At 50.5% G+C, this 22,395-nt stretch carries 18 protein-coding genes; 12 read left to right on the forward strand and 6 right to left on the reverse strand.

Going from position 1 to position 22,395, the window contains the following annotated elements; translation table 11 throughout:
• The first annotated feature begins 55 nt into the window (after positions 1–55).
• From KDX31_06610 to KDX31_06630, 5 genes are all read left to right on the forward strand, one after another.
• Entirely contained in the window at positions 56–796 is a 741-nt protein-coding gene (locus KDX31_06610) for a M48 family metallopeptidase (protein ID UTW04667.1), read from the forward strand.
• A gap of 202 nt (positions 797–998) precedes the next feature.
• On the forward strand, positions 999–2,792 hold the full coding sequence (locus KDX31_06615; protein ID UTW04668.1) for a methyl-accepting chemotaxis protein: 1,794 nt from the start codon (positions 999–1,001) through the stop codon (positions 2,790–2,792).
• Between the two features lie 376 nt (positions 2,793–3,168).
• Positions 3,169–4,284, forward strand: coding sequence for a porin (locus KDX31_06620; protein UTW04669.1), 1,116 nt, complete (start codon positions 3,169–3,171; stop codon positions 4,282–4,284).
• 227 nt (positions 4,285–4,511) lie between these two features.
• Positions 4,512–5,678 (forward strand): FIST C-terminal domain-containing protein, encoded by a 1,167-nt coding sequence (locus KDX31_06625; protein UTW04670.1) that lies wholly within the window; start codon positions 4,512–4,514, stop codon positions 5,676–5,678.
• Complete coding sequence (locus KDX31_06630) at positions 5,675–8,272, forward strand: PAS domain-containing protein (protein ID UTW04671.1); 2,598 nt, start codon at positions 5,675–5,677, stop codon at positions 8,270–8,272. Before KDX31_06625 ends, KDX31_06630 begins: the two co-directional genes overlap by 4 nt.
• A 142-nt stretch (positions 8,273–8,414) precedes the next feature.
• On the opposite strand, the gene KDX31_06635 is transcribed toward KDX31_06630, so the two are convergent.
• A complete protein-coding gene (locus KDX31_06635) occupies positions 8,415–9,083 on the reverse strand; it encodes a response regulator transcription factor (protein UTW04672.1) in 669 nt (222 codons plus the stop codon).
• Positions 9,084–9,591: 508 nt separating this feature from the next.
• On the opposite strand from KDX31_06635, the gene KDX31_06640 reads away from it, so the two are divergent.
• The gene (locus KDX31_06640) at positions 9,592–11,721 is read left to right on the forward strand and encodes a cache domain-containing protein (protein UTW04673.1); all 2,130 of its coding nucleotides are present in this window, start codon (positions 9,592–9,594) and stop codon (positions 11,719–11,721) included.
• On the opposite strand, the gene KDX31_06645 is transcribed toward KDX31_06640, so the two are convergent.
• From KDX31_06645 to KDX31_06660, 4 genes are read right to left on the reverse strand one after another with little or no spacing between them, the layout of a single operon-like run.
• The gene (locus KDX31_06645) at positions 11,681–12,472 is read right to left on the reverse strand and encodes an ABC transporter permease (GenBank protein ID UTW04674.1); all 792 of its coding nucleotides are present in this window, start codon (positions 12,470–12,472) and stop codon (positions 11,681–11,683) included. The two genes, KDX31_06640 and KDX31_06645, sit on opposite strands and share 41 nt — an antisense overlap.
• Positions 12,469–13,194, reverse strand: a complete 726-nt coding sequence (locus KDX31_06650; protein UTW04675.1) for an ATP-binding cassette domain-containing protein — start codon at positions 13,192–13,194, stop codon at positions 12,469–12,471. The genes KDX31_06645 and KDX31_06650 overlap by 4 nt, the downstream gene beginning before the upstream one ends.
• Positions 13,195–13,207: 13 nt before the next feature.
• Entirely contained in the window at positions 13,208–14,191 is a 984-nt protein-coding gene (locus tag KDX31_06655) for a YVTN family beta-propeller repeat protein (protein UTW04676.1), read from the reverse strand.
• 43 nt (positions 14,192–14,234) lie between these two features.
• Positions 14,235–15,413 carry an ABC transporter substrate-binding protein gene (locus KDX31_06660; protein UTW04677.1) on the reverse strand — a complete coding sequence of 393 codons (1,179 nt, stop codon included), beginning with the start codon at positions 15,411–15,413 and terminating at the stop codon, positions 14,235–14,237.
• A gap of 157 nt (positions 15,414–15,570) precedes the next feature.
• On the opposite strand from KDX31_06660, the gene KDX31_06665 reads away from it, so the two are divergent.
• The 6 genes from KDX31_06665 (at position 15,571) to KDX31_06690 (ending at position 21,066) form a co-directional block, all read left to right on the forward strand.
• Entirely contained in the window at positions 15,571–16,011 is a 441-nt protein-coding gene (locus tag KDX31_06665) for a copper-binding protein (protein ID UTW04678.1), read from the forward strand.
• A gap of 96 nt (positions 16,012–16,107) precedes the next feature.
• The gene (locus KDX31_06670) at positions 16,108–16,905 is read left to right on the forward strand and encodes a sel1 repeat family protein (protein ID UTW04679.1); all 798 of its coding nucleotides are present in this window, start codon (positions 16,108–16,110) and stop codon (positions 16,903–16,905) included.
• Between the two features lie 421 nt (positions 16,906–17,326).
• The gene (gene pedF, locus KDX31_06675; protein UTW04680.1) at positions 17,327–17,770 is read left to right on the forward strand and encodes a cytochrome c-550 PedF; all 444 of its coding nucleotides are present in this window, start codon (positions 17,327–17,329) and stop codon (positions 17,768–17,770) included.
• Positions 17,771–17,782: 12 nt separating this feature from the next.
• Positions 17,783–18,688 (forward strand): transporter substrate-binding domain-containing protein, encoded by a 906-nt coding sequence (locus KDX31_06680; protein ID UTW04681.1) that lies wholly within the window; start codon positions 17,783–17,785, stop codon positions 18,686–18,688.
• A gap of 153 nt (positions 18,689–18,841) precedes the next feature.
• Positions 18,842–19,135 carry a hypothetical protein gene (locus tag KDX31_06685; protein ID UTW04682.1) on the forward strand — a complete coding sequence of 98 codons (294 nt, stop codon included), beginning with the start codon at positions 18,842–18,844 and terminating at the stop codon, positions 19,133–19,135.
• 167 nt (positions 19,136–19,302) lie between these two features.
• Positions 19,303–21,066 (forward strand): PQQ-dependent methanol/ethanol family dehydrogenase, encoded by a 1,764-nt coding sequence (locus tag KDX31_06690; GenBank protein UTW04683.1) that lies wholly within the window; start codon positions 19,303–19,305, stop codon positions 21,064–21,066.
• Between the two features lie 145 nt (positions 21,067–21,211).
• Here KDX31_06690 and KDX31_06695 read toward each other — a convergent pair whose 3' ends face one another.
• On the reverse strand, positions 21,212–22,048 hold the full coding sequence (locus KDX31_06695; GenBank protein ID UTW04684.1) for a 23S rRNA (adenine(2030)-N(6))-methyltransferase RlmJ: 837 nt from the start codon (positions 22,046–22,048) through the stop codon (positions 21,212–21,214).
• Between the last annotated feature and the right edge of the window lie 347 nt (positions 22,049–22,395).

A 22,395-nucleotide genomic window follows, 5' to 3' on the forward strand; every position in this document is an offset into this window, starting at 1 on the left:
ACAATGAATTCTGTTTTTCAGCCTTTTTTACCATCACACGCAGCGTGCTTGATCGATGTCTGCTGAAGGTCGCTTTACCCCAGGCTATACGGTGCGCCGCAGTTCACGGCGGCGCACGATTGAGATTCAGGTGCGTCCCGACAGTGTCAGGGTGTTAGCTCCAGCCCGGGTGGCTCAGTCCAGAATCGATCAGTTGGTGAGGCAAAAAACCGACTGGATCATCACCCGCCAACGGGAGCTGCGGCTGCGGGTGCCGGTATCTTCTGCGCCTGTCCTACTGGATCAGGGCAGTCAGCTGTTCTGGCTGGACGAACCTTTAATACTTGAAGTCGCTGTCGATCAGCCAGAGACCTGCGTTCATCTCTCGCCAGGCAGTATTAAACTGGCGCTTTCCCGACGGATCCGAAAGCCGCGGTCGGACGCGATAAAAGAACAACTGGAGCTGTGGTACCGTGCACAGGCACAGGATTATTTTCAGCAGCGGGTGAGTGCGTGGAGTGCGCATATGAAACTGTCGCCCACGGCGGTGGTCGTGCGCAGTTATCGGCGCAAGTGGGGCTGCTGTAACAGTCGGGGTGTGGTCAGCTTTAACTGGTTACTGATCATGGCGCCAGCGAGCATTATCGACTACGTGATCGTGCATGAGCTGAGTCACCTGAAACAGATGAATCACTCTCCTCGATTCTGGCAGGAAGTGACGCGGTATTATCCGGATTATGCTGATGCGAAGGCCTGGCTGAACAGCAGCGGAACGCGTTTGCAGTGGCCACCGGCAGATATTAATTCCGGGACATGATTATTCAGCCTGGCGATAATGCCGTTATCAACGCTCATGTATGAGTGACTTTAGTATAAAGAGAATAGTCCTTTGGTCTCTATCTTTATGTTAAACATGGCGATTACATGAAATGGGTAGTTTTTTTCTTTTAACGGCAAGGCTTTTCATTTAAAAGGGTACTTATCGTATCCGAATAATAACGACAAAGAAGTGGATGAGTATGGGGCTCTATGACACAGTAGAACGAAATTTTTTCAATTCACTAACCCGTAAAATAGTCGGAAATGTAGCTTTTATGCTACTGCCCTCGCTATTGTTTATGGGACTGAATTTGTACAGCTATGGGGAACTGGAACAGGCTGTGATTCAGTCCGCCAATAACCCGGAACTGGTCTCGAAACTGAATCAGTTGCAGATGTTCAGTGGGTTGTTGTTGGTCTTTGCCATCGGCGCTTCGCTATTTACGATATTTTTTATGCGGCATATTTTTTTACGGCCGATACGTAAAATGATCGATGTCCTCAGCGCCATCAAAGACAAGGATGGTGATATCTCCGCAACACTGCCTGATTTTACCCATGATGAAATCTCCACCATGGCGTCCAGTTATAATGGATTTTCTACCAGTCTGAAAAAAATTATTGCTGATACCCGTAACCACAGTGTCAGAGTGGCGCTCAGTGCCACCCAATTGAGTAAGGTGTTACAGGAGGTTCATCAGTCAACCAGTGAGCAGGAAGAGCAGGCTCAGCAGGTGCTGATTTCCAGTCAGGAGTCTACTTCGGCGATTCAGGAAGTTGCTGGGAATACCCTGAAAATATCTGAATATACCAGTAATAACCTGAATGAGATCAGAAGCTCCAGTCATGAGCTGGAACAGGTGCTGGGTCAGGTGCGTACTATTTCCGAACTGGCATCCGGCTTTCAGGATACGGTTGAAAAACTGAGTGCCAGCTCTGAGACCATTACTGAAATTCTTTCGATGGTAAAACGGTTTTCTGACCAGACTAACCTGTTGGCGCTGAACGCCTCGATTGAAGCCGCCAGAGCCGGTGAGGCGGGACGGGGCTTTGCCGTGGTAGCCGACGAGGTGCGTAATCTGTCGCAGCAGGTACAAACGGCCACTTCTGAGATTGATCAGAATATTTCAGTGATGACTGACCTGGTCAATGATACCAAGACTAATTCAGCTAACATTCTCGAATATACCCGTAACACAGAGGGCTTTATCAGTGATACCAGTGTACAGTTCACCCGTCTGGTTCATGATTTCGAAGGTGTGAATAATCAGCTGACTACTATCAGTTCGACCCTCGATGAGTTGTCATACACTAACAAAGAGTCCCATTCTCATGTTGAGCGTATCGCTGGTATCAGTGGCGATATCCGTGATGAGATGGAGCGTTCAAGGGAGTTCTCCGCTGATCTTGAAAGTTCAACCGAGGAGACTCAGGAGCTGTTGTCGCGCTTTATTATTGGCTATGGCAGCTTTGAAAACATCATTCAGGCGGGACGCGAATGGACCCGACAGATCCAGGGGGCTCTGGAGCAACTGAGCAGTGAGGGATTCGACGTATTTGATCGGAATTATAAGCGGACCAACGAAGGTCAGTTGCCTGAAAAGTTCGATGTCAGCTATGTCGATGCCTTCGAAAACCTGTTGCGACCAATGTACGATGATTATTTAAGGCAGAAGCCGGATCTGATCTACGCCCTTGCCATTGGTGTTGACGGTTATGCTCCGGCGCATCACCTTAAGGTGTCTGAACCGCTGACCGGTAATTTTGAAACGGATAATGTGAAAAGCCGTCATCGGCGTTTCTTTAAAGGCAGCCGTGCTGAGGTTCGTCGGGCAACTAATACCGCGCCGTTCCTGCTGCAGACCTTTGTTCGGGACACGGGTGAGGTGTTGAATGATCTGACCTTCCCTGTGTATGTTAATGGCCGGCACTGGGGAGGATTTGCGCTTGGTTTCAAACCAGAACTGTTACTCGATCATGTCAGCAGTAACTGAGTATGGTTAAACTCTGATAGTATAATGTGCTGTTGTTAACAGGCCCGCTTCCTTCTGGTAGCGGGCTTTTTTGTGTCTCGTTTTTCGTCTCATTTATTCGTGAATCCGGCGTGTTGTGAAGGTTTTGTGTGAAAGAGTCTTCTCTATACTGTGTCGGGCGGGTAGGCACTAAAGGTGTAATCGCAGCGCCGCTTGAGTATGAGGTACTTTCGCTTTACGCCTGTTTATCCTTTGTGGGCGGGGCGATAGAGAGGTTTGGTCGGCCGTCTAATTGCCGGTCTGAACGGTGCTAAAGTCGCCTGTAGTCTGGTGTCACAAAGCCCAATAATGCCCTGACTTACACAATAAACCAATCGATGAAGAATCAGAGGGCATAATGAATAATAAAAAACTATGGCGCAGCGTGCCGTTAGCCTTGGCAGTAGCATTCAGTAACAGTGCAATGGCTGGTATCAGCCTGTACGATCAGGATGGTACAACCTTCTCAGTAGACGGCTATTTCAATGCTTTCTACACCTATCAGGACAGCGAAGATAAAGTCGCTGATACCAATACCAAGACCTCCCGCGTGCGCATGGGATTTCTGCCAAACTATATCGGCTTTAATGTCGGCAAAAAGGTGGGTGATCTGACTGTCGGTGGTCGTTCCTCTTTCTGGGTTTCTATCAACGATAGCAACCAGGATGGCGATGGAACTAAAACTGATTCCATGATCGATGTGCGTCAGTTTTATGCAACGGTCGACGGCGACTTTGGTCAGGTGTTGTTCGGTAAGGATTTTGGTCTGTATGGTCGCAGTAACATCTTTGGTGATGAGCTGCTGATGGGTGTTGGCTTTGCACCAGCAGCCACAAGTAATACTACATTCGGTAACATCACCACCGGTTATCCCTATGCTAACCCAACCGCGCAGATCACTTACCGTTCACCGGTTATGAGTGGTTTTCAGGTTGCCGTGGGTGTACTTGATCCGAACACCACGGGTGATACTGTAGATGACTCGAACTCCGCGCGCTTTGAAACTGAAGCAACCTATACGGCGGATTACGATGGCGTTGCAATCAAAGCCTGGGTCGGTGGTGCAGTCGGAGATTCGGTGACTTCCGGAGTGGATGCTCAGGGTATTTCTTACGGTGCCCGGATTGCAGCCGCGGGCTTCGCACTGACCGCATCCGGATTTGATCAGGAAGGCATCAGCAGCGTGTTTGCCAGCAATACTCTGACGGACAGCGCTGAATCTGAAGGTTATCTGGTACAGGGTTCATATGCTTTCAATGCAAACCGTGTTGTGCTTTCCTATGGTCAGACTGAAAATACTGCTGCAGGCAGTTCAGTTACGACCCAGGACTCTCTGACCGGTGCCGCACTGTTTCACAGTATCAATGACAACCTGACATTGGTTGCTGAATATACGGTTCACAAAACCGATAACGGCACAATTGATACCTCTGAAACCGATACCGTTGCTCTGGGCGCTGTCCTGAGCTGGTAATCTGCCTGACGGCACCCGCATCCTCGCCGGCAAACCCCTTCCTCTGCCGGCGAGGATGCTTTCTTACTACTTTAGTCTTGTTTTTGTAAACTATAAGTATATATAAAACAACACGTTAACTGGATTTTTTCTCTCCTGTAGTACTTATCAGGTACTCAAGTATACTATTTTCAATTGTCATTCCATTTTAGACTCAAAGGTCATCTCAAACTAGCGATGTGACCACTGTGACGAATCAATCATCTCAGAAGAATATATGCCAGCCAGAACTGTGCACTGCATTTTCAACCGAACGTGATGAACGGGTGGCCGTCGATCAGCTCTTCCAGCAGCTGAACAGGCCCGACCTTAGCTTTGTTCTGTTTTTTTGCTCGGCTGAGTATCAGCTGTATAACCTGTCCAAGGCGTTTCAGCAGCGATTCAAAGATACTCTGGTGGTCGGATGTACCTCCGCTGGCGAGATTACTGTCGAGGGTTATGATCAGGGCTGTATCTCTGCGATAGGTTTTTCCAGTGAGTATTTTGCCGTGAGCGGACGCCTGATCAGCAGCTTGGAAAACTTTGATTTTAATGATGCCCAGGGGGTGGTGGAACAGCTGTCTGAACAGTGTCTGCAACAGCAAGTTGCGCCGATCAAAGATCATAGTTTTGCCCTGACACTGTTTGATGGATTGTCTACTCAGGAGGAAAAGGTGTTGGTAACACTGGATTCCGCACTGGGTAGTATTCCCCATTTCGGTGGCTCTGCCGGGGATGATATCTGTCTGGCTAATACTCATGTCTTTTTCGATGGTGCTTTTCATACCAATGCAGCGGTGATTATTCTGGTGAATACCCGTTGCGAATTCCGGGTGTTCAGCGGCCACCATATGGAAAGCCGTGATACCAAGCTGGTGGTCACGGAGGCTGATAGCGAGCAGCGCAGGGTGATTGAGCTGAATGCGGAACCTGCAGCCATTGAGTACTCCCGCATTGTGGGAGTGCCGGTGGAGGAGCTTAATCATGAGTCGTTTGCCCTTAACCCGATCGCGGTCAGGATTGGCGAGGAATATTTCGTCCGCTCTATCCAGAGTGTCAACGATGATCTGAGTCTGACATTCTACTGTGCTGTCGAGAACGGTATCGTTCTGACACTGATGGAGCCCGGTGAACTGATATCCAAGCTTGATGAGCAGCTTACACGCGAGGAACTCGCCCTGGGGGAGCATCTGCTAACCCTGGGGTGTGATTGCTTTTTACGCCGCCTCGAAGCTCAGCTCAGAGGCAAGTGTGAGCCAGTCTCTCAATTGTTGCAGCGTCATCGGGTGGTTGGGTTCAACACTTACGGTGAGCAGATCGATGGTATGCATGTTAATCAGACCTTTACCGGTGTAGCGATCGGGAGAAAAATATGAGTGGTATGGGGCAGGATCAGTCGATTGACCTTGTCCTGCGGGTTGAGGAGCTGGAGAGAGAAAACCACAAGTTGCAGAAGATCAACCGGGTTCTGATTGAGCGGGTTGAGGTGAGTGGAACCACCCGAACTGATCCTTATGCAGCCTTTGAACACTCGGTTGTTCTGGCCGAGCAGGTACGCGAGCGAACTGCGGCACTCAATGTCGCCCTGGGGGATCTGAAGACCAGTAATACCGCTCTGAGTAAGGCCAAGCAGCAGGCTGAACTGGCTCATCAGCGCTTAATCGATGGGATTGAAAGCATCTCCGATGCGTTTGTCCTGTTTGACAGTGAGCGGCGAATTGTTCTGTATAACAGTAAATTTGAATCGGTCTGGGCGGGTACCGGCGTTTCAATAGAAGAGGGGCTGGGAATTCAGGATATTCGCCGGCTTGCGGATCAGCACGGTTTGATAGAGGAGGAGTTCCGCGGTGATGAGACGGATAACTCGGTGTTCTATCGACTCAAGAATGGCCGCTGGTTTCAGGTGAGTGAGCGCGCTACGCTGGATGGCGGTCTGGTTATCCTCTACACCGATATTACCGAACTGAAGCAGAACGAAACGGCGCGTCGGGAGCGGGCCCTGGCGGATAAGTCCAGAGTGTTGCAGAACACCGTTGATAACCTCTCTCAGGGGGTTGTGCTGATCAATTCTGACGGCCGGCTGGAGGTCTGGAATCAGCGTTTTCTGGAACTGTCGGGGTTCGAGGAAGAGGAGTTGAATGAACAGCCGCTGTTTGAGGACCTGATCGCCCGCTGTGAGTTGATTCTGCTGACCCCTTTCAGTAATCATCACCACTCCGGTGGCACCATTGAACTGGAGCAGAGCCTGCGAAGTGGTCAGGTAATTGAGATCCGTACCCACCCGATTCAGGAAGGCGGGTTTGTTAATACCTACACAGACATTACTGAGCGCCACCAATATGCCGAAACGCTGCGGGAAAGTGAGCAGTGGATCCGCCTGATTACCGACCATGTTCCGGCCCTGATCGCTTATGTTGGCGATGACCTGCGATTCCAGTTTACCAATAAAGTGTATGAGGACTGGTATGGCTGGCCGCGGGAAGCGCTGATCGGTAAGACCATTACGATGGTTCATGGCGGCGATCAGTTTGTTAATCTTAAACCCTATATCGACAGGGCTCTGTCCGGCGAAAGTGTTACCTTTGAGATCGAGGAGAAAGACCCTCAGGGTGGCCCCCGGTATATGCTTAAAGCCTATGTGCCAAACCTGGATTCAGAGGGGCGTGCCGTCGGTTTCTTTGTGCTGATCAGGGACATTACCGAACGCCGCAAAACCGCTTATGCCTTGCAGGAATCCTATCAGACGATGGAGCAGCGGGTTATTGAGCGAACCTCTGAGCTGACCAAACTGAATGATCAGTTGATGCAGGAGATCACTGAACGTAAGCAGGTGGAAGGACGTCTGTTGGAAGCCAGTAAGCATGCTGAGCAGGCCAACCTCTCGAAAACCAAGTTTCTCGCGGCGGTCAGTCACGATCTGTTGCAACCCTTGAATGCCGCCCGGCTGTTTACCAGCGCCCTGCAGGAAAAACCGGCGGTGCAGAGTGAGCGGCACCTGATCGATTCGGTCGGCAGTTCACTGGATGATGTGGAATCGCTGCTCAGTACACTGGTGGATATCTCGAAACTGGATGCGGGTGTGATTGAGCCGGACGTAACCGTATTTCCGGCCAGTAGTCTGCTAAATAATATTGCTAATGAGTATCAGCAGGTTGCTATCAGCGAGCAGCTGAAGCTGCGTTATGTGGCAAGCAGTGCGGTGATCTGTTCCGACTCTCAGCTGTTGGCGCGTATTCTGAGAAACTTCCTGACAAATGCGATCCGCTATACCGATCATGGTTCGGTTCTGCTGGGATGCCGGCGTAAGCGCAACAGTCTGGTTATTGAGGTATGGGATACCGGTCATGGTATACCCGAAGATAAGCTGGGCGATATATTTCTTGAGTTTAAGCGTTTGCATGGCACTCCGGTAGACAATGATAAGGGGTTGGGGCTGGGGCTGGCGATCGTTGATAAGATCTCACGGATGCTGGGCCATCAGATCAGCGTCAGTTCGGTGCCGGGTAAAGGCTCCATGTTCTCGGTAGAGGTTCCGCTCGCCAGAGCGGACCAGATTCCCGTCAGGACGAAAGAACAACATCAACCAGCGGCCGGAGATCAGCTTGAGGATGCAGCGATCTGGCTGATCGATAATGATCCGGCGATCTGTCGGGGGATGCAAACCTTGCTTGAAGGCTGGGGCTGTCGGGTGAAAACGGCCCATGATGAAGCTCAGCTGATGGCGCTGCTTGAGAACGCTGAGCCGCCCGGTTTGTTAATCGCGGATTATCATCTGGATAATGATGAGAATGGTTTGGATGCGGCTATCAATTTCAACCGGCAACTTAGCAATCCTGTCCCGGTAGTGATGATCACCGCCAATTATACCAATGAGCTGAAGCAGATCGTGCGGGAGCAGGGGTATCTGCTGATTAATAAGCCGGTAAAACCGATGAAGCTGAAGATGACGCTCAACCATCTGCTGGAGTGAATCATCGTTCTGGTTATGGGTTGGAGTAACTGAGACAGAAGGTGAGGCAGAGAGTGAGGCAGAAGGTCATGAGTAAGTGTCAGATTCAGTTAAAACTAATCAGACACTTACTCTGTTGGCAGTGATAACGGAGCGGTACTGTTTAACGTTTCAGGTACTGGTTGAAGTCAACGTTGCCTGCACACAGTACCGCCTGAATACGATTATGCACGCCTAGCTTTCTCAGGATGGCGCTGACATGCGCTTTGACTGTGGTTTCGGCGATATTTAGGGTGTAGGCGATCTGCTTATTGGATTCGCCTTCAGACATCCGTTCGAGTACCAGCAGCTGTCGGCGGGTCAGTGAGGAAAGCATTTCAGGCGGGATCTGACTTTCATCGTGACGACGATGGATGCTGCCTGAAGGTTTTTCTGAGCGGATGATATCGGATGGCAGATAAACATTGCCATTCAGAATCTGCTGCAGCGCTTCTGTCATCTGCTCACGTGGAGAGGACTTAGTGATAAAGCCAACGGCGCCGTAAGTGATGGCCTGAAGCACAATCTGCTTATCCTGTTCGGCGGAGACAATAACGACGGGAATAGTAGGGGAGTCGTTACGCAGGCTGATCAGTCCGTTCAGACCGTGCATCCCCGGCATATTCAGGTCCAGCAGAATCAGATCAAGGTCATCTTCCTCTTTGGCAATTTCCAGTGCGCTGTCCAGGTCCTCGGTTTCGAGTGTTTCGCAACCAGGGAAGCCGTTCGCTATGACGCCGCAAATGGCTTCGCGGAACAGGGGATGGTCATCGGCAATAAGAATTTTATACACATTGTTCTCCCGTGGGCGCCTGCCATTTGGCAGATATTTACCGCCCATTATAATTATTCTGTAATGGGACTGGGTTTGCTACCCAGTTTACTACATTGCTGCTTCAGAATAGAAACAGCTTTATCTGTGATTCTTAATTTATGCCTGAGGTTTCCCGTCAGGCCTTTGTGCAGATCGGCGAACTCACCAAATTGTTGCGTGTAAGTGTATTCAGATTCGCATGGCTCTGTTTAAATTGACTCTGACTCTATTACACCGTTAGTACGGGTTGATGGGTATTCTACTATGCGTGTAAAAAACCAATACTAAAGTACCGTTATTGTTTGGGTTATGGCTTAACATAGAGTTTTTGATTTTTGATTTTTGATATGTGATATGATTTGCATCATTTTTATCTGGGTTAATATCTATAGCATTTATGTCTATATGATTTCTGCGCCAGAAATTACAGTGAGCCGACCCGCGTTAAAGCGTTCCGTCAGTTTACTAAATGAGTTGGATCCGATCAGTGTATAAAAATAATAACTCTACCCGCTTTCCTGCCCTGCTTTTGTGGGGGGTCTCTTTCATCATTATTCTGCTGTTGTTATCACAAACTCTCTATTTCTTTTTCAGCACAAAAAGCCAGCACCAGCAACAGTTGACTTCACTGCGTGAAAATCTCATGCAGGAACAGCGAAAACGGCTCGACGCGGAGATGACGGATGCTGAGTATATGATCGGACAGATGTTTACCGAAGCAACTGACCTGCTTAAACGTGAGTCACGTCTGCAGACCCGTCAGGCGCTGCAACTGATGAACTCACTTTACCAGCGTTATCATCAGCAACTCAGTGAAGCTGAGATGCAGCAGATGCTGATTGAAGCGCTCCGGGATATCCGCTTCTTTGATGGCCGGGGCTACTACTTTATCGACCGGATGGACGGTACGGCAGTGCTGTTGCCAACCGCTCCTCAGCTTGAGGGTAGATCTCTGCTGGATAATCAGGATGACACCGGGCACTACATTATGCGGGGCCTTATTGAGGCGGTATCGAATTCTCGGCGAGCCGGGTATTCCAATTACCGCTGGTATGCACCCGATAACGATCAGGTGATGAAAGATAAGGTCGCCTATGTTGAGGTATTTGAGCCCTACGACTGGATTGTCGGTACCGGTGATTATCTCTATCGGTTTGAAGATGATCTGAAACCCAGAATCTATAATTACATCCGTAACATTCGTTTTGGCAATACCGGTTATTTTGCGCTGGCCACCAGTGATGGAACTTTGCTGGCCAGTGGAGTAACCCCGGAACTGGAGGGCATTAACTTTATTGATGTTCCGGAACCCCGTATTCGTGACAGTGCCAGGAGTGTAATAGAGACGGCCCGCAATGGCGGTGGCTACCTGTTTTCTGACTGGTATCGATCCGGGTCAACGAATCCCAGCAAAAAACTGTCACTGATTCAGCCTCTGAATGATCGGGGCTGGGTTTTGATCGCAGGAATATTCCAGGATGAGTTGACTGAGTTACTATCGGCGCAGGAACAATCCCGTGATAGCGAGATTCGAACGATAGTACTAAATCAGGTAATCGCATTCACTATCATTGGCTTGCTAGCGTTGCTGATAACCCTGACTTACAGTCGCTGGTTAAAGTCACGCTTTAAACGCTACGAAAGGGATATTAACCGGCAGCAGGCGATGCTGCGCAAAACGGCTGACTCTCTTAAACTCAGCAGCCTCATTTTTGAGTCGGCGTATGAGGGGGTTATTGTCAGCGATGCAGACAACAGGATTTTGCAGGTGAACGCTGCGTTTACCCGGATTACCGGATACTCTGAAGCAGAAGTGGTTGGTAAAACACCATCGGTGCTCTCTTCCGGTCTTCAGGATGATAGTTTTTACCGGCGTATGTGGCAGAGCCTTGTTGCTGAGGGGGTTTGGCGTGGTGAAATCTGGAATAAGCGCAAGGATGGGGAGATTTATCCAGAATGGCTTTCGATTAGCCTGAATAAAGACGTCAGTGGTCAGGTGCAGAACTATATTGCTATCTTTTATGATATTACTCAGCGTAAAGAGCTGGAGCAGCAACTGCGCAGTATGGCGGAAACGGATTCGCTTACCGGGCTGGCAAACCGCCGCAGTTTAATGGGCAGTCTCAATCGTGACTTGTCTTTTAGGGAGCGCTATCAGTCGCCCGGCATTGCCTTGTTCTTCGTTGACCTCGATCATTTTAAAACGATCAATGATACCTACGGCCATGATGTGGGAGACTCTGTGTTGATTGAAGTGGCGAATAGATTGATCAGCTGTTTAAGGGAGTCGGATCTTGCTTGCAGGGTCGGCGGTGATGAGTTTGTGGTCCTCAGTAAATATAAAGAGGAGGGCGGTGATCAGCAGCTGTGGCAGCTTGGCAACCGGCTGCTGGATCAACTGATACAGCCGTTTAGTTTTGCGGATATTAACATAGATATCAGTTGCAGTATCGGTTTCGCCGTGCATCACCCGGGTGAAGATGCTTTCGCGCTGATGAAGTCCGCAGACCAGGCACTCTACGAGGCCAAACATCAGGGGCGTGGCCGGGCTGTTTTCTATACAGATACCCGGAATGCTATCGCTTGCCCATCCCCTGCTGAGGCTGAAACCCCCTGACTGCCAGAATAGAGGCGACCAGTGTTACCAGGATGACAATGGTCAGCGCTTTGCCATTCACCTGTTGGTAAAGCGCAAAGCGTATCAGTTCAACGCCGTGGCTGAATGGATTCCAGGCACAGATCCAGTAGAGCCACTCACTCGCTTCACGCATTTTCCACAACGGGTAGAGCGCTGAAGAGAGAAAAAACATCGGAAAGATCACAAAATTCATCACACCGGCAAAATTTTCCAGCTGTCTGATTCTTGCCGAGATAAACAAACCTATTGCACTCAGCATCATCGCCACCAGCAGGAAGGCAGGTAGTGCAGTCAGGTAGCCTGGCAGCGGGGCTTCCACGCCCCAGAACCAGGCAATCACCAGAAATCCATAGACCTGTAACAGCGATATCAGCGAAGTTGCCATCAGTTTCGATAGCAGTAAAAAGGGTCTGGGCATCGGACTGACCAGCAGTACCCGCATACTGCCCATCTCCCGGTCATACACCATCGAGAGTGAGCTCTGCATGCCGTTAAAGAGAATAATCATGGCGCACAGTCCGGGCACTATATACACCTCGTAGGTGATATAGGTGTCGTAGGGCTCAATGATGGCGATGCCCAGTGCCGCACGAAAACCGGAAGCAAACACCACCAGCCATAACAGGGGGCGAACCAGTGCACTAAAAAAGCGGGAGCGTTGTTGCACAAAGCGTAACAGTTCCCGCTGTAACAGACCGTTAAAGCAGATCAGTGCATCGCGGAGAGTCATTCTGTTGCTCCTGTAAGCGATCGGAACAGGGTGCTGATATCCGCGCTATTATGCTGCTGGCATAGCTGGCGGGCTGTATCACTGGCGAGAATCCGTCCTTTGAAAAGGATAGTGACCGGATCATCGTTGTGCACTTCTTCAATCAGATGGGTGGCCCAGAGGGCGGTGAGCTGTTGTTGATCGCACAACTCACGAATATGCAGGTTGAGCGATTCACGGGTGGCGGGATCAAGCCCGACACTGGGCTCGTCGAGTAGCAGAATTTCAGGTTTATGCAGCAGAGCCCGGGCGATCTCAACCCGGCGCCGGTGACCGCCATTGAGTGTTCTGACTTTGTCGTGCAGTCGTCCGCTGAGATCAAACCGGGCCAGCTCCTCCGTGATACGGGGCAGGGCCTGTCGCTTTGACATGCCATGCAGAGCGGCGTGATAGTAAAGGTTTTGCGCAATGCTAAGATCCAGGTCCAGCGTACTTTGCTGAAATACCACCCCGAGTTTACGCATTACCTTGGCCGGATGATGGGCGAGGCTGTGTCCGGCAATGCTGATGTCACCACTTTGCAGGGCGTAGAGTCGTGATAACAGTGCAAACAGGGTACTTTTACCTGCGCCGTTGGGGCCCAGAAGGGCGTTAAAACATCCCTCCCGAAGCGACAGGTTGATATCCTGAAGGGCTTTCAGAGTGCCGTAACTGAAGCTGAGATTGCGGATTTCGATGCTCATAATAAATGATGGATCAGTCTTTGATCCGGACTCCCCAGGGGTAGCGACCCACTTTAATGGATTTGATTACCTTAAGCTTATCGATATCGATGACGGATACATCGCCACTGATACCGTTCGTGGTCAGCAGGCGGCTCTGGTCGGCATTGAAGTCCATGTGCCAGACGCGGCGGCCCACCAGCAGGTAGTCGAGTACCTCATAGGTTTTTGCGTCGACTACGGCGACATGGTTGGAAGGTCCAAGGGCGATAAATGCGTACTTACCGTCATCGGTCAGGCGAACCCCTACCGGTTGAATCTTATCCGGGTGGATGCCTCTGATCTTGAAGTTTAGCTTATGTTGAATCTGACGACTGGCGACATCGATCACCGAGACGGTCCCGCCAATCTCCGATGACGTCCAGACGATACTGCCATCTTTGTTGAATTCTACGTGGCGGGGGCGCTGGTCGACCAGGGTGTTATCCACCAGTTGATTGGTTTCGGTATCGATCCAGTGCACCATATTGGTGGTTTCGCTGGTGCTTAGCGCCCACTTACCATCGGGACTCACCGCCATGCCTTCCGGTTCAACCCCCACATCGATCTGCGCCAGGACTTCCTGAGTGTTGATATCGACCACCGTGACCAGGGCGTCATCTTCATTGGCGATGTACAGGCGCCGGTCATCCGGGTGCAGGGCAAACTGCTCCGGGTCTTCACCGGAAGGGAGCTGAGCAATAATCTGGTGGTTACTCAGATCCATTACCTGAACCGTATCGGAATCACTGGCACAGATAAACAGTTTGGTCCGGTCCTTGTTGAAGATTATTCCCCGGGGACGTTCACCGACATCGATTGTCTGAGTCACTTCCAGAGTATCCAGATCGATGATGGAGAGCGTGTCATCCTTCTCGTTGGATACATAGGCAACTTCCGCCCATGCCGGGACGCTGAGCAGGCTGCAACTTAGCAGGGCGGCAGCCAGGGGGTTGAGTGTGGATTTGACAGCTTTCATAGAACAGTCCCTATTATCTTTTATTGTGATTATTTTTTCGAAATTAACTACGGAAGTTAACCTGACAACTTGATTCCGGCTTATCGAAGCCTAAAGTGTCGAGTTCTGTTACAGGATGCAGGAAGCCTTCCAGTGGTGGCTGCGAAACCAGTGACTTTGGATGAACCAGCGGAATAGGCTGGCGTAGCTGACCGCTCCACGGGCGGTAGTTCAGCTTGCGGCCCTTAAAGCCCGCCAGTTGGAACTTATCAGAGGTGATAAAACTGAAGAGTTCTTCAGGAGCATTTGAGCGGGTCTGTGTGACCGCTTCACCAATGGTTCTGACAGCAGCCCAGGCGGCATAGTCTTTGTCGTTCATCCAGCGCGAACTGAGTTTTTCAAATCGGCTCTGTAGCTGAGCGGCGCCCCATTGTTCAACCATGCGATGCCAGGCGACCGGTTTCAGCCCTGAGGTACCGGCAACCGGGCGGGGGTACCAGGTGTTGTACTGTACATATTCGCCGAAATCTCCGCGTTCGTCGGCGACTACTACCAGATCGTATTCGTCTGTCTGGGTGAACAGGGGGAGTTCTGTCTGCGCGGTGCGTCGCAGATCGGTATCAAAATCCCAGGTTTTCTCTGCGATCAGGTTGATACCGAAGCGTTTGCTGCTGCGCTTAATAGAATCGGCGTAAGCAATATCTTCCTCAGTATCGCCCTTAATCACCAGCCAGTTCTTCAATCGGCGGAAGTTCGCCCACTGTGCTAAGGCATCGGTCAGCATGGCCCGGCTGGGCAGGGTGTGCAGCGTGTTTTCCAGACATTGTTCGGTGCGCAATTCATTGGCGTAGCTGCCAGCGTTAAAGACGATTGCATTGTGCTGTGTCGCCAGAGCGCTGATTTGCTGGAGCTGCGCCGATGGCAGATCGGTAACCAGTAGTGTAATACCCTGCTTAAGCCAGCCCTTGACGATTGTGCTGACCTGTTCAGGTGAGTCTGCCAGTTCAGAGACCAGTGTATAGTGTTGCTTCAGAAAGCGGCCGGTGGTGTTGTTATCTTTAAGTCCCAGCTCGGCACCTTTAAATCCGCGATCATCGGGTTCGGGTATCAGGTTGGAGAGCACCGGTGCCTGGTGAGGATGATAGGCGATAAAGCCAATCTTTATGTCTAAAGTCGGGTTGGCGTTTACCGCGAGGGATGACAGACAGCAGAACAAAACGGCAAGCGTTGTCATTATTTTCATGCTTAACTCCAAAAAGATGCATTGTTCAGCATAGGATGTCGTGTCTGGAGGATAAATATGCAGAAAGTATCGTTCAAATAGTCCTGAAGTACTATGTTGGAATTTTTGCACGTCTCTAGCATATAAAAGAAACAATAAAGCCTCGAGGTTCTGTGACATGAAATCAGTATTTAAAGCTGCAGCGGCAGTGGGTGTTGTTACTGTGGCAATGGTGTTTAGTAATGTTGTTCTGGCAGAGGGGGATCTGACTCGCAAGCCTCAGGCGCTGCCTGATCTGGTGATGGGCAACGAGGAAAGCGACTACAGCTTCTCACATAAACGCTATGAGCTGGAAACCGGTACGGCTTATAAGTTAGAGATTATTTCCAGTGGCTTAAAAGAGTACGCCCTGCAGGCCCCTGAGTTTTTTACATCCATCTATCTGCGTAAGGTGGAAGCGGGTGGTATGGAGATTAAAGCGCTGGGTCTGACCGAACTGGAATTTGAAGATGAAGGTACGGCAGAAATCTACTTTGTGCCAATCAAACCAGGGACCTTTGAGTTCTATGCCGATGGGTTGCAAAACAAAGGCATGGTCGGTGAGTTCGTTGTGAAGTAAGCAGCACTCATGCTGTTAAGCAGGTGGTTATTCCCACCTGTTTCTATTTGACTGCTGCTTTAAAAAGATCAGCGGTTTCGCCTTCGGGAGGTATCTATGAATAAGATTCCTGCTCTTATTTTATGTCTTTCACTGTCTGCTCAGGCTCAGGATCTTAAGCTTTCTGATGAATTTCTCCAGGCTGAACCGAGAATCAAACTGTATATGGCGTATGCCGAATACAAGATGGGCCATCATGAACTGGCACGCCGAATGTGGCTGGCAACCGATGGCAGCGGTCGGGCTGAAGCCTTGTTTAACCTTGCCAACCTGTATGTTCAGGGCACCAGTGTCGATAAAGATCCTCAGCGGGGTATGCAATTGTACCGGGAAGCTGCCGAAGCAGGCAGTCGGGCGGCCGCCTATCAGCTGGGGCTTATCTATCTGCATTCGCCGGTGTTTCAAAATCCGGAACTGGCCCGCTACTGGTTAACCGTGGCGGCTTTAGATGGCGACAGCGATGCGGCAACCCTGTTGGCCAGCATGGAAAGTAATGATCCTGCCGATCCTCTGTCGCAGGTTGAGGTATTGCTGATCGAGGGAAATCCCGATCAGGCTCTGGCACTGCTGCAAGCACTGGCTGCCGCATCATCACCGGACTATCGGGCGATAACGCGGTTGGCATGGCTGTATGAGAGTGGTCTGGCTGTGGAGCGGGATATTGACCGGGCCGCCAGCCTGTTCAGGCGGGCGGCCGAGGCGGGCAATGCTGAGGCCCAGTACGCCCTGTCGGTCATGTATCAGACCGGCGTAGGGCAGGTTCAGGATGACGAGTTAGCAAAACAGTGGTTGATGCGTTCGGCAGAACAAAACTATCCGCCTGCGATTAATAAGCTCGGCGCCGCGACTGACTGATACGCTGTGGCAGCGGTAGCGATCCTGTTATGGTGATAGTGGTCTGTGGCAGCTCCACGATGGCCGGTGTTAAAGACTAACACCGAGCGGCTTTTTGTCGGGAGAGTGAAGCCCGATGCTGAGCAGGGCTGCCTGATTTAACGATATATTTTCATGCTTTTGCGAATTAATGGTCTCTTATGAAAATGTATGATCAGACCGTATTTGGTCTAAGTGCATGATATTTAATCTTTATTATCTCCGCTCTATTCAGTTCTAGTACCAAGGTACTAGTTTTTCAGCACCAAAGCAGAATTCTTGAGCTTTGCCTCCCTATTCTATTATCTAACTTATAGCGATCTCCCGGTTTTTTGCGAAGTGTATTCCAAGGTAAGGCCGGCAGATCCAGGATTTTAAAACTCTAATAAGACTGGTGATGTAAATGAGAAAGCCAACTAAAACTCTGGGTGCTGTTGCTGCGGGGACTCTATCTATGCTGCTGTCAGTGCAGGTAATGGCGCATGGTGATGTAACGCCGCAGTCGGTTGATGTTCATGAGCTGAAGCAATTGGGTGAAGAGTGGCTGGATGAAAATCCCTATGGTGAAGACTATGAAAAGCATGATGTTGCACTTGAGGTTGGTTTTTCGGCCTACACTCAAAACTGTGCTCGCTGTCATGGACTGGAAGCCATCTCTGGTGGAATCGCGCCTGACCTGCGTTACCTTGAGGAAGGTATAGAGGGCGATGATTGGTTTAAGTATCGGGTCATTAACGGTGCGGTTCGTGATGGTCGGGTGTATATGCCTAAAATGGCGGATTACCTGAGTCAGGAAGCACTGTGGGCCATCCGGACCTGGTTGGTTTCAGTATCGACGACTGAGTAAACGGAGTCAGTGATGCGAATTCTAGTCCTGCTAGCTGTATTGACCCTGAGTTGGACCAGTACAGCTCAGGCGCGTTATTACGATGATGTGATCGCCAGTGGTGTTGTCTACATTGGTGCATACAGAGACTTCCCGCCTTACTCGTTTGAGGCAGGTGGGAAACCGCAAGGCGTGGATATTGAGATTGGTCGTCGTATCGCTGAGGCCTTCGGTCTGAAGATGGAGGTGCACTGGATTACTCCGGATGAAAACCTCGAAGACGATCTGCGTAACAATGTCTGGAAAGGGCATTACCTGGATAAAGACCAGGAAAACCCGCTGGCGGCGAAGCATCTCGCCGATGTAATGATGCGCGTACCCTATGATCGGGAATACGCGTTTAAGCGCGACGGTCAGGGACTTCTGATCAATGATCAGGTGGTGCTGTTCGGCCCCTATCAGCGTGAGCGTTGGCAGGTGGCGTTCGACAGCGAAAAGCTTGAGCGGGTCGGTACTGTTGCCGTATTTCAGTATCACCCTATCGGTGTAGAAATTGATAGCTTGCCTGATTTCTATCTGACCTCGGCCTTTGGTGGCCGTATGCGAAATAACACCCGCCACTATTTCAGCAATAGTGAAGCCTTTGCCGCGATGCAGGCTGGTGAGGTGGATGCCGTTATGGGGATGCGGGCTGAAGTTGACTGGCAGATTGGTCAGGCAGCCAGTACCCGCTACAAACTAGCCGAAAATGGTTTTCCCACCATGGGTAAGCAGCAGTGGGATATCGGTATGGCGGTTTCACAGCGTTATCGCCAGTTGGGGAATGAGGTTGAAGTTGTCGTTGACCGTCTGATCCGCAGCGGTGAGATAGAAAAGATTTATGCCAGCTATAACCTGCGCTATGAACTGCCAGGGTTGTATCAGGATGTCGCTCAATAATACAAAGAGTTGCAGTGAAACCCTTCTGTCCGGGACTGCTAAGAATCAGGCTTCAGTCGGGTATCAGCGTGCGATAGTTGTCTCTGAAGCAAAGGGTTCTGTTTCGGGTGACTGTGTGTCAGCGTTCTTCATGTTAGATAGGGAGGCTTTGTTATGATCACTGCAATGCCAGGTCTGATGCCGGTATTGAAGGCTGATTGCAAACTCTATTTTGACGGCCAGCATAATCGTTGGGTGCTGAAAGGACCGCGGCAGCTTATCTTTCCGGACCGGCTGACCCTGATGACACTGCAGGCGTGCGATGGCAGTTGCACGGGGGCTCAGATAGCCCGCTCACTGGCGTCATTCTCAGAACTGAAGAATATTACTGAATACGATGTGCTTGACGTGCTGGAGGAGTTTGAGCGGCGTGGCTTCATATCGGTTCTGAGTGCCAGAACCGGATGATGTCTGCAGTAATGGTAAGTAGTACTACTAAGTAAGTATAAAACTCATTCCCCCGGTTAATTGTTGGAATGGTTGCAAATTAACAAAATGTTATCAGGTCTGGAATCTATGCTCAGATCTGGTGAGAGTCAGAAAATAAGAACAATCCTTAATCAAGGAGCAATGCAATGAAGAAGTTCAGCGGCAGTTTTGCTGTGACAGCGCTGGTTGCAGCAATGTCTGTATCGGGCGTGAGTCAGGCAAGCGTAACCGATAAAGATATTCTGCAGGATCAGAAGACAGTAGAAGATGTGGTATCCAATGGTCTGGGCCCGCGCGGACAGCGCTATAGTCCGCTGGATAAGATCAATACTGACACTGTAAAAGATATGCGTCCTGTCTGGTCGTTCTCTTTTGGTGGAGAGAAACAACGGGGTCAGGAATCCCAGCCGATGGTTAAAGATGGCGTGATGTATGTCACCGCTTCATATTCCCGGGTATTCGCAGTGGATACTAAAACCGGTGATGAGTTGTGGGAATACAATGCCCGTCTGCCGGATGGCATCATGCCATGTTGTGACGTTATCAACCGGGGTGTCGCCCTGTACGACGACCTGGTGATCTTCGGTACTCTGGATGCCAAACTGGTGGCGCTGGATGCCAAGACCGGTAAGGTTAAGTGGAAAAAGACCGTTGCTGATTATAAAGAGGGCTACTCAATCACAGCCGCTCCTATGGTCGTTAATGGTAAAGTCATCACCGGCGTATCCGGTGGCGAATTCGGTATCGTCGGTAAAGCTGAAGCCTACGATGCTAAGACCGGTAAAATCCTCTGGTCCCGTCCGACTGTAGAAGGTCATATGGGTTACATCTGGAAAGACGGCAAAAAAGTTGAAAATGGTATCTCCGGTGGTAAACCAGGTCAGACCTGGCCTGGCGACCTGTGGAAGAGCGGTGGCGCGGCTACCTGGCTGGGCGGCACTTACGACCCGGACACCAACTCACTCTTCATCGGCACCGGTAACCCTGCGCCATGGAACTCCCATATGCGTCCGGGCGACAACCTGTTCTCCTCATCTCGCCTGGCGATCGATCCGGATACCGGAAAGATTAAATGGCACTTCCAGACCACGCCACACGATGGCTGGGATTATGATGGTGTAAACGAGCTGATCGCATTCGATTATATGGATGGCGGCAAAACCGTGAAGGCCGCAGCAACTGCTGACCGTAACGGCTTTATGTATGTCCTCAACCGTACTAATGGTGACTTCATCCGCGGCTTCCCGTTCGTTGATGAGATCAGCTGGGCGACAGGACTGGATAAGAAAGGTCGTCCGATCTATAACGAAAAGATGCGTCCGGGTAACCCAAGTGCGTCTGAAGATGGTAAGAAAGGTTCATCTGTTCATGCTGTACCAGCCTTCCTGGGTGGTAAGAACTGGATGCCTATGGCTTACAGCCAGGATACCGAGTTGTTTTATGTTCCCTCTAACGAGTGGGGCATGGATATCTGGAATGAGCCAACCGCCTATAAAAAAGGTGCAGCTTACCTGGGTGCCGGCTTTACTATCAAGCCTCTGACTGAAGATCACATCGGTGTGCTTCGGGCGATGGATCCGAAAACCGGTAAAGAGGTATGGCGTTATCAGAACTTCTCTCCACTCTGGGGTGGTGTTCTGGCAACCGCGGGTAACCTGGTATTTATCGGTACACCTGAAGGCTACCTGAAAGGCTTCGATGCTAAGACGGGTGAAGTGAAATATCAGTTCAATACCGGTTCCGGTATCGTTGGTTCACCAATCACCTGGGAACAGGATGGCGAGCAGTTCCTCTCGGTCGTATCCGGCTGGGGTGGTGCAGTACCACTGTGGGGTGGTGAAGTGGCCAAGCGTATTAAGCACCTGAATCAGGGTGGTTCAGTCTGGACCTTCAAACTGCCTAAGTCTTAATGTCGGGCAGATCGTAAAATTAAAAAGGCCGATGCATCTGCATCGGCCTTTTTTGTTTGTCAGACATTTTGCCACAGCGTTCACAGGTAAAGTCCGCTGAATAGTTTCTCTGTGTTCCGGGCGTCCTCAGTGGTAGCTGTTTTGGTTATTCCGGCACCAGAATATCGCAGCTCGAAAAAGCTCCTTTACCTTCATCGAGGGCTTTAACCAGTTGCGGCAACAGGGTGTTCATCTGCTCAAACAGCGTCCAGGGCGGGTTGATAACGATCATCCCGGAAGAGGTCATTCCCCGTTCTGCTGAGTCGGGTTCCAGTCCCAGTTCAAAGCGTTGAATATTACGTATGCCGCTGCTGATAAACAGTTTTTCAAGTTTACGGATACGGTGGCGATCCACTACCGGGTACCACAAGGCATAGGTTCCGGTGGCAAATTTGCGATGGGCGTTTTTCAGTACTTTAAACACCTGGTCGTAATCGCTTTTGATCTCGTAGGACGGGTCCATCAGCACCAGCGCCCGCCGCGAGGCAGGCGGGAGTAGTGACAGCAGACCTTCGAGGCTGTCCTGATTCAATACTCTGATATGCCGGTTGTCGCGGGTATTCTGAGTCAGCAATTTATAATCGGTCGGATGCAACTCATACAGGGTTGCCCGATCCTGTGGCCGCATAAAATGGCTGGCGATCAGCGGGGAGCCGGGATAAAACTTTAAGTTCCCTGCCGGGTTGCAGCTGCGAATGGCAGAAAAATAGCGGGCAAGGGCGGGCCACTCCTCCGGCTTCAGCTTACCGATGCCATTGCTGTACTCACCCAGCTTCTCCGCCTGTGCTGACTGCAGGTTGTATAACCCGGCCCCGGCGTGGGTATCGATATAGTCAAACGGTTTGTCTTTTTTGATCAGGTGCTCGAGAATCTCGGTCAATACGATGTGTTTTAGAAGGTCGGCAAAGTTGCCTGCATGAAAAGAGTGTCGATAACTTAGCAAAGCAGCGTCCTGATCAGAGTGTTTGAGTATAGAATGTTTGGGTCTAGAGTGTAGCGATGGTGCAGACTATCGGTTTATTCCCCTGTCGGGTCAATAGACCCGGTGGATTTTACGTTTTTTCTGTACATTATCGAGGCTTAACGGGCAAAGCATAATTAATGCGAAGCGCGCAATAGTCGGCCTCTGAAAGGGTGGCTCTGTACGGGGCTACTGTGTATCGCTGCTGCGCTATACCCGGTTACGACTGATGATCCTGAGGAATGTCTGAACATTTTAAATCTCTGTCATAGCGTAGTAATACCCTCTGCTTCGGCGATGCCGGGTTGGTTTGTGGCTTTATGTTATAG

Origin of the sequence: Amphritea atlantica (genome assembly GCA_024397875.1) — a bacterium.
Classification (GTDB): Bacteria; Pseudomonadota; Gammaproteobacteria; order Pseudomonadales; family Balneatricaceae; genus Amphritea; species Amphritea atlantica_B.

Excerpts from the sequence above, each read along its gene's own strand:
- KDX31_06630 (UTW04671.1), top strand. The coding sequence starts at position 5,675 with ATGAGTGGTATGGGGCAGGATCAGTCGATTGACCTTGTCCTGCGGGTT.
- KDX31_06680 (UTW04681.1), top strand. The coding sequence starts at position 17,783 with ATGCGAATTCTAGTCCTGCTAGCTGTATTGACCCTGAGTTGGACCAGT.
- KDX31_06620 (UTW04669.1), top strand. The coding sequence starts at position 3,169 with ATGAATAATAAAAAACTATGGCGCAGCGTGCCGTTAGCCTTGGCAGTA.
- KDX31_06650 (UTW04675.1), bottom strand. The coding sequence starts at position 13,194 with ATGAGCATCGAAATCCGCAATCTCAGCTTCAGTTACGGCACTCTGAAA.
- KDX31_06665 (UTW04678.1), top strand. The coding sequence starts at position 15,571 with ATGAAATCAGTATTTAAAGCTGCAGCGGCAGTGGGTGTTGTTACTGTG.
- KDX31_06615 (UTW04668.1), top strand. The coding sequence starts at position 999 with ATGGGGCTCTATGACACAGTAGAACGAAATTTTTTCAATTCACTAACC.
- pedF (UTW04680.1), top strand. The coding sequence starts at position 17,327 with ATGAGAAAGCCAACTAAAACTCTGGGTGCTGTTGCTGCGGGGACTCTA.
- KDX31_06660 (UTW04677.1), bottom strand. The coding sequence starts at position 15,413 with ATGAAAATAATGACAACGCTTGCCGTTTTGTTCTGCTGTCTGTCATCC.
- KDX31_06655 (UTW04676.1), bottom strand. The coding sequence starts at position 14,191 with ATGAAAGCTGTCAAATCCACACTCAACCCCCTGGCTGCCGCCCTGCTA.
- KDX31_06645 (UTW04674.1), bottom strand. The coding sequence starts at position 12,472 with ATGACTCTCCGCGATGCACTGATCTGCTTTAACGGTCTGTTACAGCGG.
- KDX31_06610 (UTW04667.1), top strand. The coding sequence starts at position 56 with ATGTCTGCTGAAGGTCGCTTTACCCCAGGCTATACGGTGCGCCGCAGT.
- KDX31_06685 (UTW04682.1), top strand. The coding sequence starts at position 18,842 with ATGATCACTGCAATGCCAGGTCTGATGCCGGTATTGAAGGCTGATTGC.
- KDX31_06670 (UTW04679.1), top strand. The coding sequence starts at position 16,108 with ATGAATAAGATTCCTGCTCTTATTTTATGTCTTTCACTGTCTGCTCAG.
- KDX31_06690 (UTW04683.1), top strand. The coding sequence starts at position 19,303 with ATGAAGAAGTTCAGCGGCAGTTTTGCTGTGACAGCGCTGGTTGCAGCA.